The sequence below is a fragment of the Mesorhizobium sp. RCAM 05104 genome (assembly GCF_059683645.1).
This window is the reverse complement of the sequence record NZ_CM185033.1, coordinates 3357626-3370887: the sequence shown is the minus strand read 5'-3', so window position 1 is coordinate 3370887 and position 13262 is coordinate 3357626. Positions and strand designations below refer to the sequence as shown.

General features: G+C 63.8%; 13 protein-coding genes. 7 read left to right on the top strand and 6 right to left on the bottom strand.

The genetic code is table 11. The features are described 5' to 3' along the window. Positions 1-122: 122 nt before the first annotated feature. Complete coding sequence (locus tag AC56QP_RS16470) at positions 123-599, top strand: Lrp/AsnC family transcriptional regulator (RefSeq protein WP_091575722.1); 477 nt, start codon at positions 123-125, stop codon at positions 597-599. A 110-nt stretch (positions 600-709) separates the two neighbouring features. Continuing rightward, entirely contained in the window at positions 710-2272 is a 1563-nt protein-coding gene (gene bchE / locus AC56QP_RS16465; protein WP_489858962.1) for a magnesium-protoporphyrin IX monomethyl ester anaerobic oxidative cyclase, read from the top strand. Positions 2273-2289: 17 nt separating this feature from the next. Here bchE and argB read toward each other — a convergent pair whose 3' ends face one another. After that, a complete protein-coding gene (gene argB / locus AC56QP_RS16460) occupies positions 2290-3183 on the bottom strand; it encodes an acetylglutamate kinase (protein WP_269904356.1) in 894 nt (297 codons plus the stop codon). Positions 3184-3345: 162 nt separating this feature from the next. Then, positions 3346-4842 (bottom strand): amidase, encoded by a 1497-nt coding sequence (locus AC56QP_RS16455; protein ID WP_497100426.1) that lies wholly within the window; start codon positions 4840-4842, stop codon positions 3346-3348. A 150-nt stretch (positions 4843-4992) separates the two neighbouring features. Between AC56QP_RS16455 and AC56QP_RS16450 the strand changes: the two genes are divergently transcribed. The 4 genes from AC56QP_RS16450 (at position 4993) to msrB (ending at position 7751) form a co-directional block, all read left to right on the top strand. Continuing rightward, positions 4993-5532 carry a sigma-70 family RNA polymerase sigma factor gene (locus AC56QP_RS16450; protein ID WP_091575726.1) on the top strand — a complete coding sequence of 180 codons (540 nt, stop codon included), beginning with the start codon at positions 4993-4995 and terminating at the stop codon, positions 5530-5532. Further along, a complete protein-coding gene (locus AC56QP_RS16445) occupies positions 5529-6251 on the top strand; it encodes an anti-sigma factor (protein ID WP_489858964.1) in 723 nt (240 codons plus the stop codon). Before AC56QP_RS16450 ends, AC56QP_RS16445 begins: the two co-directional genes overlap by 4 nt. Before the next feature lie 225 nt (positions 6252-6476). Next, positions 6477-7034 (top strand): fasciclin domain-containing protein, encoded by a 558-nt coding sequence (locus AC56QP_RS16440; RefSeq protein WP_489858965.1) that lies wholly within the window; start codon positions 6477-6479, stop codon positions 7032-7034. A gap of 213 nt (positions 7035-7247) precedes the next feature. Next, positions 7248-7751, top strand: a complete 504-nt coding sequence (msrB, locus tag AC56QP_RS16435; RefSeq protein WP_489858966.1) for a peptide-methionine (R)-S-oxide reductase MsrB — start codon at positions 7248-7250, stop codon at positions 7749-7751. A gap of 118 nt (positions 7752-7869) precedes the next feature. Here msrB and AC56QP_RS16430 read toward each other — a convergent pair whose 3' ends face one another. Together AC56QP_RS16430 and AC56QP_RS16425 are read right to left on the bottom strand one after the other, a co-directional pair. Then, positions 7870-9465, bottom strand: coding sequence for a DHA2 family efflux MFS transporter permease subunit (locus AC56QP_RS16430; RefSeq protein ID WP_489858967.1), 1596 nt, complete (start codon positions 9463-9465; stop codon positions 7870-7872). Positions 9466-9487: 22 nt separating this feature from the next. Further along, positions 9488-10669: an HlyD family secretion protein gene (locus AC56QP_RS16425; protein ID WP_489858968.1), complete on the bottom strand. Its 1182-nt coding sequence runs from the start codon at positions 10667-10669 to the stop codon at positions 9488-9490. Positions 10670-10797: 128 nt separating this feature from the next. Between AC56QP_RS16425 and AC56QP_RS16420 the strand changes: the two genes are divergently transcribed. Continuing rightward, positions 10798-11532, top strand: a complete 735-nt coding sequence (locus AC56QP_RS16420) for a TetR/AcrR family transcriptional regulator (protein ID WP_489858969.1) — start codon at positions 10798-10800, stop codon at positions 11530-11532. Between the two features lie 55 nt (positions 11533-11587). On the opposite strand, the gene yihA is transcribed toward AC56QP_RS16420, so the two are convergent. Both yihA and AC56QP_RS16410 read right to left on the bottom strand, forming a co-directional pair. Beyond that, complete coding sequence (yihA, locus tag AC56QP_RS16415) at positions 11588-12169, bottom strand: ribosome biogenesis GTP-binding protein YihA/YsxC (protein ID WP_489863577.1); 582 nt, start codon at positions 12167-12169, stop codon at positions 11588-11590. A 74-nt stretch (positions 12170-12243) separates the two neighbouring features. Further along, positions 12244-12882 carry a CatB-related O-acetyltransferase gene (locus tag AC56QP_RS16410; protein WP_489858970.1) on the bottom strand — a complete coding sequence of 213 codons (639 nt, stop codon included), beginning with the start codon at positions 12880-12882 and terminating at the stop codon, positions 12244-12246. Between the last annotated feature and the right edge of the window lie 380 nt (positions 12883-13262).

Genomic DNA, 13262 nt, shown 5'->3' with positions numbered 1-13262 from the left:
TCATGAGTGGCGAATGGTGTCATGAGGCTAACCGGATCTGCCGAGGCAAGTCGGTTTTGATGATGGCTCGAACGGGATATTCGAGATAATATTCACTCAATTAATGCCTGCAAGGAGTGAAAATGCCTCAATTCGATGATTTCGAGATCAAGATGCTCGATGTGCTGCAACGCGATGGACGCAAGCCCGTCTCCGAGCTGGCGCAAGAGATCGGCCTGTCGACGACGCCGTGCGCGCGGCGTTTCGAAGCGCTGCAGGATGCCGGCATCATCAAGGGCTTTGCCGCGGTGATCAGCCGCCGGGCGGTCGGCCTGATGGTCGAGGTGTTCATCCAGGTTCGCCTTGTCAGCCACAGCGACGGCTCGCCCGAAACCTTCATTGCCGCCGTCCAGCGCATGGACGAGGTGTCCTCGTGCTGGACGATGACCGGCGACCATGATTTCCTGCTGCATGTCATGGTGCCGTCGGTCGACGAGCTCAACGCCTTCGTCATGCACCGGCTGATGCGGCTCGACGGCGTGCGCGACGTGCACACGCAACTGGTGCTGCAGAACATCAAGGGACCAGGCCACGTGCCGCTCGGCCATCTCAGGCGATGATGGTGCTCGGCATTCCTGCGGAAAAGCTGCACGCAAACTGCTGAAACGGGCCAAGCGCGCGTCCATATCGCCGACCAGCATGCGCGGACCAACTTCGCAGGAGGTCCGCCATGAAAATCGTCCTGATCAATCCGCCGCACACCGCCATCGGCAGCCGCGTGCCGGACGACCACCTGCCGCCGCTCGGCCTGCTGGCGCTCGGCGGTCCGCTGATCGATGCTGGCCACGAGGTGCGGCTCGTCGATGCCGAATTCGGGCCGATGCCACTCGACATGGTGGTGCGCAACGCGCTCGACGACTGTCCCGACTTCGTCCTGATCGGCCATTCCGGCTCGACCTCGGCGCATCCGACCGCCCTGCTCATCGCGCGCATGATCAAGGATCGCGAGCCGGCGACCATTATCATCTATGGCGGCGTTTTCCCGACCTATCACTGGCGCGACATCCTCACGGCGACGGAACTCTTCGACTTCATCGTACGTGGCGAGGGCGAGGCGACCGTCGTGGCGCTGGTCGAGGCGCTGGAGATGCACCAGCCGCCGGCGAGCGTGGCCGGCATCGCCTTTCGCGACGATCTGCGCCGTCCCTTCGCGACGCAGCCGGCAATGACCATTTCGGAACTCGACGCCTACCGCGTCGGCTGGGAGCTGATCGATCACCGCCGCTACAGCTATTGGGGCGGCAAACGTGCCGTGGTGATGCAGTTTTCGCGCGGCTGCCCGCATCTGTGCAACTATTGCGGCCAGCGCGGCTTCTGGACCCGCTGGCGGCATCGCGATCCGGTAAAATTCGCCAAGGAGATCGCCTGGCTGCACCGGGAACACGGCGTCGAGCTGATCAACCTGGCCGACGAGAATCCGACGGTTTCGAAGAAGGCCTGGCGCGCCTTCCTCGATGCCATGATTGCGCAGAACGTGCCGGTGCTGATCGTCGGCTCGACCCGCGCCGACGACATCGTGCGCGACGCCGACATCCTGCATCTCTACCGCAAGGCCGGCATCATCCGCTGGTTGCTCGGCATGGAAAACACCGACGACCGGACGCTTCAATTGATCCGCAAGGGCGGCAGCACCTCATCCGACCGGGAGGCGATAAGGCTTTTGCGCCTCCATGGCATCCTGTCGATGGCGACCTGGGTGGCCGGCTTCGAGGATGAAGGCTTTCGTGATCTGTGGCGCGGCTTTCGCCAGCTCATTGCCTATGACCCGGACCAGATCCAGGCGCTTTATGTGACGCCACACCGCTGGACACCGTTCTTCAGGATCGCGCGGGATCGCAAGGTGATCCAAAGGGATGCCCGGCTGTGGGACTACAAGCACCAGGTGTTGCACATGACCCGGCTGAAGCCGTGGATGCTGTTCTTCAGCGTCAAGCTGATCGAGCTGGCGGTGCAGTCGCGGCCGAAGGCGCTGGCCCGCATCCTGTTCCACAAGGATCCCGAGCAGCGGCACTCTATGCGCTGGTACACGCAAATGGGCCGCCGCGTCTGGTTCCGCGAGGTCTGGGGCTTTCTGGTCCGCGACCGCCGGGTGCAGGACGGCCCGACGCTCGCCGAGTTCTGGGGTGCGCCGCAGGACGCGGAAGAGGAATCGATGACCGTTCGACGCCCGGTACGAAAGCCCGCCGAAGCCGGACCTTCGCGCAACGCTGAAGCGCAACAGCCGGCCGGCTGAGCGGCGGCCAAAGCAGCTCAGGGAACGATCAGCGTGCCGGCGCCGTGTTCCGTGAACAGTTCGAGCAGCACCGCATGCGGCGTCTTGCCGTTGAGGACGACGACGCCTTCGACGCCGCGCTCGATCGCTTCGATACAGGTTTCGACCTTGGGGATCATGCCGCCCGATACCGTGCCGTCCTTGATAAGCGCCTTGGCCTCGGCGACGGTCAGTTCGTCGATCAGTTTCTTGTTCTTGTCGAGCACGCCCGGCACGTCGGTGAGGAACAGCAGGCGCGTGGCCTTGCAGGCGCCGGCAATGGCGCCGGCGAAGGTGTCGGCATTGATGTTGTAGGTGTGGCCGTCGCGGCCTGGCGCCACCGGCGCCAGCACCGGGATCATCTCGGAGCGCGCCAGAAGGTCGAGCAGCGTGCGGTCGACCTCGACCGGCTCGCCGACGAAACCGAGATCGAGCACGCGCTCGATGTTGGAGTCCGGATCGATCATCGTCTTGCGCGCCTTTTCGGCGAACACCATGTTGCCGTCCTTGCCGCACAGGCCGATCGCCCATTCGCCCTCGGCGTTGATCAGCGCCACGATCTCCTTGTTGATCGAGCCGGCCAGCACCATCTCGACGATCTCCACCGTCTTCTGGTCGGTGACGCGCAGGCCGCCTTCGAACTTGGATTCGATGCCCATCTTGGCCAGCATGGCGCCGATCTGCGGACCGCCGCCATGGACGACGATCGGATTGACGCCGGACTGCTTCAACAGCGCGATGTCGCGGGCGAAGGCCTTGCCGAGCTCGATGTCGCCCATGGCGTGGCCGCCATACTTCACCACGACCGTCTTGTTTTCGTAGCGCTGCATGTAGGGCAGCGCCCGCGAAAGCAGGGCGGCCTGCATTTCGGCGGTGGCGGTGATCTCCGTCATCGGCGTGGTTCCCGGCTTCTGGTTTCATGCATGCCGTTGTCACCAGACCGCTAGGCACTTTTGGGCGACATGCACTTGGAAAGAACGGCGGCGTCTTAGCGGGAATTGCGGCGGCCCGCAAATGGCTTTGCTGTCATATTAGAGCGCCTCACGACGTCGTCATCATGATGGCACCATCAGCGGCGCCCTGCGGCCCAGCCAACCCGAGATATTCTCCATCTGCGCGGCAAGCGACAGCAGCGTCTCCTCGTCACCCGGCCGACCGGCCGCCTGGATGCCAAGCGGCAGGCCGGCGTCGGTGACATGGACGGGCAGCGCGATCGACGGCTGGCCGCTGACATTCTGGATCGCCGGCCAATGGGTGAACCAGAGGCTCTTGTCCATCAGCTGGCCAAACAGCGGCTTCAACCTCAACAAGGGCGTGAGGTGCAGCTTGTCGAGCAGGTTTTCGATGAGGTCATCGGCGCCTTTCGGATCCATGGCGCCGCAGGCGAGCGGCGGGTGGGCAATGATCGGCATCAGCACGGCATCATACCGCGCGGTCTCCTCGATCAGCCGTCGCGAGGTGGCATGCAGCCGCTGCAGGCCGGCATAGGTCTCGCCGGCCGAGACCATTTCGCCCAATCGGCCGAGCACCCGCGTGGCGCGTTCGATGTCGCCGGCAACCGAACGGCCGACGCGCAGCGCTTCGGCCCGCATCGTGCCGGCGACGGCCGAGGCAACCGTCCTGCAGAAGTCGGCGATGAAGTCGCGCCCGATAAAGGGCAGGTCGATTTCCTCGACCGCATGGCCGCCCTCGCGGGCAAGCGCCACCGCCGTGTCCAGCGCCTTCAACGTCTCCAAAGAAACCGGCAGGTCGAGCGGTGATTTTCGGTACACGGCCAGCTTGAGCTTGCCGGGATCGCGCGCGGCGGCGGCGGCGAATGTGCCTTTCGGCGGCAGCGCCGCATAGGGCGACAGCGGGTCGGGCCCATGGGTGAGATCGAGCAACAACGCCGAATCGCGCACCGAGCGGGTGACGGCATGATCGACCACCATGCCGTACCAGCTCTCGCTCACCAATGGCGTCAGCGGTATACGGCCGCGCGACGTCTTGAGGCCGACAAGCCCGGTGCAGGCTGAAGGCACGCGAATCGAGCCGCCGCCATCCGCGGCATGCGCCACCGGCACGACGCCGGCGGCAACCAGTGCCGCCGCGCCGCCCGACGAGCCGCCGCTGGTGTGACCGGTGTTCCACGGATTGCGGGTGATGCCGAAGGCTTTGGATTCGGTCATCAGCCGCAGCCCATGCTCCGGCGATGTCGAGGTGACGATCGGAACGAGCCCAGCGGCAAGATAACGGTCGGTCAGCACCGAATTGACATCGGCCAGCCATGCCGGAATGCGGCTGCCGCCATGTGTCGGTACACCCTTGATGGCGATGCCCAGGTCCTTGATGGCGAAGGGAACGCCGGCCAGCGGCAGCGAGCGGTCGATGGTCTTCGCCCGCGCCCGCGCGGCCTCATAAAGCGGCTCGGCCGTGGCATTGATGTCGGGACGGGTGGCTTCGGCGCGTGCAATCGCCGCTTCGGTCAGTTCGATCGGCGAGATCTCGCCCTTGCGGACCAGGTCGGCAAGGCCGGTTGCGTCTTGCGCCCACAATGTATGCCCAACCGACATGCGCGCTCCCCCATCACAACCGGCAAGCTAGCCAGTCGTGATTCCGTTGGCAATCGATGGACCGACCGCAGCGGCAAACGCGGCAGGGTTTGGCGTGCACAAGCCGATTTCCGCCGTTGCAAATACATTGCGATCCCCTAATTTGCCTGCATGACGCCGCAGGACATCACCAAGCTGATCGTCCGGACTTCGATGAAGGATCGGGCCGCGTTCGATCTGCTCTACCGGCAGACCAGCGCGAAACTTTTCGGCGTCTGCCTTCGTGTATTGAATGACCGGGGAGATGCCGAAGAAGCGCTGCAGGAGGTCTTCGTCAAGATATGGATGAAGGCGGACCGTTTTGCCGTCTCCGATCTGAGCCCGATCTCCTGGCTGGTGGCGATCGCGCGCAACCATGCGATCGATCGCATAAGAGCGCGGCGCAAGCCTGCCGTCGATATCGATGCCGCGCTCGACGTGGCCGATCCGGCGCCGGGGCCGGAGGCGATGGTGGTGGCGGGCGGCGAATCCGAACGCATCCATCATTGTCTCGATGAGCTGGAAAAGGACCGGGCAGCGGCGGTCCGGGGCGCCTATCTCAAGGGCGAAAGCTATGCCGAACTGGCGGAGCGCCATGGCGTGCCGTTGAACACCATGCGTACCTGGCTGCGCCGCAGCCTGCTGAAACTCAGAGAATGTCTGGAAAGATGACGCTCGCGGAAGACAACGGACCGGAACGCGGAGGCGACGACCTGCTCGCCGCCGAATACGTTCTCGGCGTGCTGTCGGCGGACGAGCGGCAGATCGTTTCCCGACGCATCGACGCGGACACGGATTTCGCGCGGCTTGTCGACGGCTGGGAGGTCCGCCTTTCGCCCATGGCCGCCGCATACCCGGAAATCGAGCCGCCGGCTTCCGTCAAGATCGCACTCGATCGCCGGCTGTTCGCGTCAACCGCGACCGCGCCCGCCGAAGCGCGCGCTGGGCTGTGGTCCAGCCTGGCCTTCTGGCGTGGCCTCGCGGCAGCCGCGGTCGCCGCGCTGGCGATCTACATTGCCGTGCCCTACCTCAATCCGCCGGTCGTCCAGCCGCAGCCGCGCCTCGTCGCCTCGCTGGCCGCCGATGGCAGCGATGTCAAATATCTTGCCATCTACGATGCCGCGCATCACGAGGTCGGCCTGTCGCACGTCTCCGGTGAGCGCGCCGCCGGCAAGGACTTCGAACTGTGGATGATCGAGGGCAAGAACCCGCCTGTCTCGATGGGCGTCATCCCCGTCGGCTCGACGGCGCATATCGTCGTCTCGCCGGCGGCCCAGCAGAAGCTCGCCCAGGGCGCGGTGCTCGCCGTCAGCCTCGAGCCGGCGGGCGGTTCACCGACCGGCCAGCCGACCGGACCAGTGGTCGCGGCGGGTGATCTGAAGAGCATCTGACCAGCGTTCCCCGCGCTGCCAACATCCCAAATGAAGACTGAAAGTCTATCCGCTTCTTGGCGCGCTGTCGGAAGCTTGTGTGCCGGCAAAGCGTTTCCCGCCGAAATCTCGTCGCCAGGCAAATAAAATCAAAAAAATCCCGATATTCTGAAACTCATGCATTTGTGTTCCGTATCTCCTCGCGTCCCCAAAAATGGGAAGAGAAAACCCGAGGAGTTAGACATCATGCGTAAATTCGCCACCCTTTTGCTTGCCGGTACGATCGCTGTTTCCGTGCTTGCCACCGCGGCCTACGCCGAGAACCCGATGGTTGGCGGCGCCGCCATGTATGCCAGCAAGAACATCGTCGAGAATGCCGTCAATTCGAAGGATCACACGACGCTGGTCGCCGCCGTCAAGGCAGCCGGCCTGGTCGAAACGCTGCAGGGCGCCGGTCCGTTCACCGTGTTCGCGCCGACCAACGAGGCCTTCGCAGCCCTTCCGGCCGGCACGGTCGAGACGTTGCTGAAGCCCGAGAACAAGGACAAGCTGACCAAGATCCTGACCTGCCATGTCATCGGCGCCAAGGCGATGGGGGCGGATGTGGCCGCGATGGCCAAGGCTGATGGCGGCACCCACAAGGTCAAGACGGCTGGCGGCTGCGAACTGTCGCTCAAGGCGGATGGCGGCAAGGTCACCGTGACCGACGAGAACGGCAATGTCGCCAATGTGACGATCGTCGATGTCGAGCAGTCCAACGGCGTCATCCACGTCATCGACAAGGTTCTTTTGCCGAAGATGTAACAAGGGGCTTGCCGCGAGCGAAATTGCGGCATGGGCTCTTCGTCGATTGCATGGTCTCGCTCCCGTGATCCGCAACCGACCCGCGCACTCCGTGCCGTCCACGTTCAGATGTGGAACGGCGCGGAGTGTTCGTGCGAGGGAGCCACCGTCACCGGCTTTTGATTTCCGCGCGGCGGTATAGTTTGGCAAAGAGACAACAGGAGGAACCTGGTCATGAACCGTCGCGACTTTCTTTTGAGCGGTGTCGCCGCCATCGGCGTCGTCGGGGCCGCGGCCACCGTGCTGCGCATGGGCAATCCGCAGGCCGCGCAGGCCGCCGAAAAGTTCGAGGTCACCAAGACCGAGGCCGAGTGGAAAGCCATCCTGTCGCCGGCCGCCTTTGACGTGCTGCGCAAGGAAGGCACGGAATATCCCGGCACCAGCCCGCTGCTCAACGAACACCGCAAGGGCATTTTCGCCTGTGCCGGCTGCGACCTGCCGGTCTATCCGTCCGAGACGAAGTTCGATTCCGGCACCGGCTGGCCGAGCTTCTGGCAAGAGATCGCCAATGCCATCGGCAAGACCGAAGACAGGTCGCTCGGCATGACCCGCACCGAGGTGCACTGCCGCCGTTGCGGCGGCCATCTCGGCCACGTCTTCGACGATGGCCCGGCGCCGACCGGCCTGCGTCACTGCATCAACGGCGTGGCACTGACCTTCAAGCCCGCCACGGCCTGACGAGATTCAACCGCGAAACAAAAAACTCCGGGCTTTGTGGCCCGGAGTTTTTTGCGTGGTCAGGCATTTTCGGGCGTGGACTGGAGGAGCTTCCCGAAATTTCTGTCCACGTTCGGTATCAGTGGCCGCCACCGCCTCCGCCGCCGGCCGGAGCCGGCTTTTTGATCAGCATGGTGAACAGGCCGAGCGTCGCGAACAGCAACGTCAGCAGATAGAACACGTCCATGAAGGACAACAGCGCCGCCTGCTGCTGGACTATGCCCGACAGCTTGGAGATCGCAGCACTCGTGGCGTCCAGACCGGCGGTCTGCTCGAAGTTGAGCGTCATGTTCTGCAGCTTGGTCTGCGCGGCCGCACTGCCCCACTGCACGTGCTCGGAGAGCCTTGCGTAGTGGAAGGCATTGCGATCGATAAGCACGGTGTTGATGATGGCAAGGCCGACGGCGCCGCCGAGGTTGCGGGTGAGATTGAACAGGCCCGAAGCGTTCTTCAGCCGCTCGGGCGGCAAAGTGCCGAGCGCGATGTTGTTGATCGGCACCATGCACAGCATCATCGAACAGCCGCGCAGGATCTGCGGAATGAGCAACTCATAGAAGTCCCAGTCGGCGGTCAGATGCGTCATCCACCAGGTGCCGGTGGCGAAGCCGAAGAAACCGATCATCATCATCAGCCGCAGGTCCATCTTGCTCGACAGGATGCCGGAGATGGGCGCGGTGAAGAACATGGCCAGGCCGCTGACGAACAGCGCCTCGCCGATCATCATCGAATCGTAGCCGCGGATGCGCCCGAGGAACACCGGGTAGAGATAGGTCAGGCCATAGAGGCCGACGCCGATGACGAACGAAAACAGCGAGCCGAACGCGAAGTTGATGTTGCTGAACGCCTTCAGGTCGACGATCGGTTCCTCGGCGGTGAAGGCGCGCCAGAAGAACAGCACCGCGCCGACGGTCATGATGACGGCGCAGATGAGCACTGCCTGATCCTGCAGCCAGTCATTGTTCGGGCCTTCCTCGAGCACATACTCCATGCAGCCGAGGAAGGCCGCCATGCCGGCGAGGCCCCACCAGTCGAACTTGCTGAACAGCTTGAGATTGGGCTTGTCGAAATCGATCAGCGACCAGGCCGCCGTCGTCACCAGGATGCCCGGCACGACATTGACCAGGAACAGCCAGTGCCAGGACATGGCATGGCTGATATAGCCGCCAACGGTCGGGCCAATGGTCGGCGCCAGCGTCGCCACCAGGCCGATCATCGGCGAAACGATGGCGCGGCGCGAGGGCGGGAAGATGGTGAAGGCCGCGGCAAAGACGCTCGGGATCATGCCGCCGCCGATGAAGCCCTGGACGGCGCGGTAGACGATCATCTGGTCGATGTTGGTGGCGGTCGCCGCCAGCGCACTGGCGGCGGTGAAGCCCGCCGCCGCGGCCGTGAACAGCACGCGCGTCGACAGCATCCGGCTGAGGAAGCCCGACAGCGGGATCATGACCACCTCGGCGATCAGGTAGGCCGTCTGCACCCACGGGATCTCGTCGGAGCTGGCGCTGAGGCCGGCCTGGATCTCGGACAGCGAGGCCGAGACGATCTGGATGTCCAGGATCGCCATGAACATGCCGAACACCATCGCCAGGAAGGCGATGACGCGGCGCGTGGAAATGGTATCAGGCACGGCCGGCCTCGCCGGCAGCGATCCTGCGGTCAGGGTTGCGGTTGCCATGGCATTGCTCCCCGGCGTCCGATCAGTTCGACGCGGTTGGCGCGGTGCGGCTGTCGACGGCGACGACGACGCTCAAGCCGGCGCGCAGCCTGCCGCTCTTCAGCACGTCTGCCGGCACGTCGATGCGGACCGGAACGCGCTGCACGACCTTGGTGAAGTTGCCGGTGGCGTTTTCGGGCGGCAGCAGCGAGAACACAGCACCCGAAGCCGGCGCCAGCGACGAGACGGTTCCCTCGAAATCCTGGCCGTCGGTCGCATCGACCGAGATCTTGACCTTCTCGCCGGGAACCAGCCGGGCAAGCTGGGTCTCCTTGAAATTGGCGACGATGTAGAGCTTGTCCATCGGCACGATGACGGCGAGCTTCTGGCCGGGGCTGACGAGGTCGCCCTGCTCGACCGAACGGTTGCCGACGACGCCGTCATAAGGCGCCTTGAGCACGGTGAAGGAAAGGTCCCGCACCGCCTTGTCCCGGCCGAGCTGCAGCGATGCCAGCGTGCTTGCCGATTCGGCTCGCTGCGCCTGCAGCACGCCGATATTGGCCTGCGCCGCGGCGATCTGCGCGCCGGCACCGACAAGCGCCGCATTGGCTTGCTGGACCGCAGTCTGGGCATCATCCAGCTGCGCCTGCGTGCCGACATGCGTCTTGAGCAGTTGCGAGGCGCGCGCGGCGACCTTCGCCGCATTGTCGGCGGCGGCCTGGTCGGCGGTCTTCTGCGCCTGGGCCTGCTGCAGCGAGGCACGCGCCGCTTCGGTCTGGGCGTCGATGCGGTCGAGCGTCTTGCTCAACGTGGCGATCTGCGCCTCGGCCTGGGCGACGGCTATTCTGTAGTCGCCGTCATCGACGACGAGCAACGGGTCGCCAGCCTTGACCTTTTGGTTCTCGCTTACCTTGATCTGATCGACATAGCCGGAAATCTTTGGCGAGATGAACGCCATGTCGGCCTGGACATAGGCATCGTCCGTCGAGATCATGAAGCGGCCCGTGGTCCAGTAATTGTAGCCGTACCAGGCGCCGGCGCTCAGCAGGGCAACGCCGATGATCGGCAGCAGGAAAGAGCGAACGGAACGCTTCTTTTTGGCCGGCGTTTCCACCGGAGCCGTGGTTACGGGCTCGACCGGTGCGCTTGGCGCTTCCGTCGCCGGGGCAACCTTGGCGTTGGGGAAGGGACGGACTTCGGCGGTGGTGGGTGCATTCGAGGACATGACATCTCTCTAAAGTAACAATACTGAACCGTTCGGTTCGATCCGGGCGTTGACATAGCGCGGAAAGAGGACCATATCAAGAGGCAATCGAACCGGTTGGTTCGAATTATTTTCGAGGTGTGACTTTGATGGCCGAGACAACGCCCGACGCCGAAACCGACAACTGCAGCGATCTTCTGGACACCATCCGCCGTGGCCGCCCGGCGGCCGGGCAGGACCCGGTCAAGCGCAACCAGATCATCGAAGGCGCCCGCCGTGTCTTCATCGAAAAGGGCTTCGAGGCCGCTTCGATGAACGACATCACCCGCGAAGCCGGCGTCTCCAAAGGCACCATCTATGTCTACTTCGCCAACAAGGAAGAGCTGTTCGAGGCGCTGATCGAGGAAGAGCGCGGCACCATATTCAAGAACATGTACGACATGCTCGACCGCGCCGACGATCTGCGCCAGACGCTGGTGAAGTTCGGCAAGGTGCTGTCCATGAAGATCACCTCGGCCAAGGTCATCCAGGCGCAACGCACGGTGATCGGCGCATCCGACAGGATACCCGACATGGGGGCTCGTTTTTACGAACGCGGCCCCAAACGCGGTCATGACAAGGTCGCGGCATTTCTCAACGCCGCCATCGAACGCGGCCTGCTCAAGATCGACGATGTCGATCTTGCCGCCTATCAATTCACCGAATTGTGCTTGGCCGGCCTGTTCCGCCAGTGCATCTTCGCCTACCGCACCAAGGCGCCGAGCCAGGATGAAATCGACCACATCGTCAGGTCGGGCGTCGGCATGTTCCTGAAAGCATACGGCACCGAAAGGCTTGCCGAGGAAGAAAGCCACCAGATGATTGCCCTGGAGGCAAAAGCCTAGAGCGCGATCCCGTTCCGATGGAACGGGGAGAGCGCTCTGTCATTCTCGCATCGCCCTAGCCGCCATTGGCCGCGAGCACGATCGCGGCCTGCAATTCCTCAAGGCCCTCGGCCTTTTCCGACGACGTCGCCAGAACGAACGGAAACGCCGCCGGCCGCTTCTTGATCTTGGCCAGCGTCTCCTCGATCAGCCGCGGCACGCCGGCGGCCTTGATCTTGTCGGTCTTGGTCAGCACGATCTGGTAGGACACCGCCGCCTTGTCGAGCAGCGACAGCACTTCATCATCTTTGGCCTTGATGCCGTGGCGGGCGTCGATCAGCACATAGACGCGCTTCAGCGTGACGCGGCCCTTGAGATAGTCGAAGACCAGCTTGGTCCACTCGTCGACCTTCTCCTTCGGCGCGGTGGCGTAGCCATAGCCCGGCATGTCGACCAGCGCCAAGGGCGGCAGGTCGGTACCCTCGCCCGAAAAACCATCCGGCACGAAATAGTTGAGCTCCTGCGTCCGCCCCGGCGTGTTGGAGGTGCGCGCCAGCCCCTTCTGGTTGACCAGCGCGTTGATCAGCGACGACTTGCCAACATTCGAGCGGCCGGCAAAGGCGATTTCCGGCGGTCCTTCCGGTGGCAGGAATTTCATTGCCGGCACGCCGCGGATGAAGATCCACCCGCGCGTAAACAGGTCGATTCCGATCGTGCTGCTGTTCAGGGCGTTCAAGCTGCTGCCTCCAGAAGAGAGATATCGGCGCCTCTGATAGCATCGAGGTTACGGCTGATCTTGTCCACCGGCCAGTCCCACCATGCCACCGCGAGCAACCGCCGGATCGTCCTGTCGTCGAAACGCATCTTCACCACCTTGGCGGCGTTGCCGGCGACGATCGCATAGGGCGGCACGTCGTGCGTCACCACCGATTTCGCGGCGATGATGGCGCCATCGCCGACCTCGACGCCGGGCAGGATCACCGCCTCCATGCCGACCCAGACATCGTTGCCGACGATTGTGTCGCCGCGCACTTCCTTCGACCAGGTGACGGGGTCAAAACCCTTTTCCCAGCCATGGCCGAAGATATTGAACGGGTAGGTCGAAAAACCGGACATGGCATGGTTGGCGCCGTTCATGATGAAGCGCGCGCCTTCGGCGATGGCGCAGAACCTGCCGATGATCAGCTTGTCGCCGATGAAGGGGTAGTGATGCAGCACGCATTTTTCGGCGAACTTGTCCGGTCCGTCCGGGTCATCATAATAGGTGAAGTCACCGATCTCGATGTTCGGCGCGCTTACCAGCCCCTTGAGGAATCCGACCCGGGTGTGCATCGGGATCGGGTGCTTGATGTCGGGGTTGGGTCCGGTCATGGGGTCTGGCTCCGTCGAATGATGTGGCCGGCGGTACGGCGAAAATTGAAATTCGCATCGGCTGCAACGCAACGCGCGAATTTCGGGCTCAAGCCGCACAGGTCAAAATAGCGCGATCCGCTCGGCAGCACCAACGGCCTGCGGAACGCATCAACCTACCTGTTCATCGATGGAGCACTCCCGAACGAGAGCGAGCTTATAGGCATGCGTGGAGCCGGCGTCTACCCAGGCCGCGGGATCCCCGACAGGGATGACAGCGGACAATACGCGGGACGACAAAAAGAACCGGGGCCCTGTGAGGGACTACAGGACCCCGGCCTTTGCCGATGCGGCTTCCCGAGAAACATGGCGCCTCGTCATGAGGCGGGGGAGGCAAGCCG

What these genes read in the sequence shown, in the direction of transcription:
- AC56QP_RS16455 (WP_497100426.1), bottom strand. Translation starts at nt 4,842, where the DNA reads ATGTCGGTTGGGCATACATTGTGGGCGCAAGACGCAACCGGCCTTGCC.
- AC56QP_RS16445 (WP_489858964.1), top strand. Translation starts at nt 5,529, where the DNA reads ATGACGCTCGCGGAAGACAACGGACCGGAACGCGGAGGCGACGACCTG.
- bchE (WP_489858962.1), top strand. Translation starts at nt 710, where the DNA reads ATGAAAATCGTCCTGATCAATCCGCCGCACACCGCCATCGGCAGCCGC.
- yihA (WP_489863577.1), bottom strand. Translation starts at nt 12,169, where the DNA reads ATGAAATTCCTGCCACCGGAAGGACCGCCGGAAATCGCCTTTGCCGGC.
- AC56QP_RS16410 (WP_489858970.1), bottom strand. Translation starts at nt 12,882, where the DNA reads ATGACCGGACCCAACCCCGACATCAAGCACCCGATCCCGATGCACACC.
- AC56QP_RS16470 (WP_091575722.1), top strand. Translation starts at nt 123, where the DNA reads ATGCCTCAATTCGATGATTTCGAGATCAAGATGCTCGATGTGCTGCAA.
- msrB (WP_489858966.1), top strand. Translation starts at nt 7,248, where the DNA reads ATGAACCGTCGCGACTTTCTTTTGAGCGGTGTCGCCGCCATCGGCGTC.
- AC56QP_RS16420 (WP_489858969.1), top strand. Translation starts at nt 10,798, where the DNA reads ATGGCCGAGACAACGCCCGACGCCGAAACCGACAACTGCAGCGATCTT.
- argB (WP_269904356.1), bottom strand. Translation starts at nt 3,183, where the DNA reads ATGACGGAGATCACCGCCACCGCCGAAATGCAGGCCGCCCTGCTTTCG.
- AC56QP_RS16450 (WP_091575726.1), top strand. Translation starts at nt 4,993, where the DNA reads ATGACGCCGCAGGACATCACCAAGCTGATCGTCCGGACTTCGATGAAG.
- AC56QP_RS16440 (WP_489858965.1), top strand. Translation starts at nt 6,477, where the DNA reads ATGCGTAAATTCGCCACCCTTTTGCTTGCCGGTACGATCGCTGTTTCC.
- AC56QP_RS16425 (WP_489858968.1), bottom strand. Translation starts at nt 10,669, where the DNA reads ATGTCCTCGAATGCACCCACCACCGCCGAAGTCCGTCCCTTCCCCAAC.
- AC56QP_RS16430 (WP_489858967.1), bottom strand. Translation starts at nt 9,465, where the DNA reads ATGGCAACCGCAACCCTGACCGCAGGATCGCTGCCGGCGAGGCCGGCC.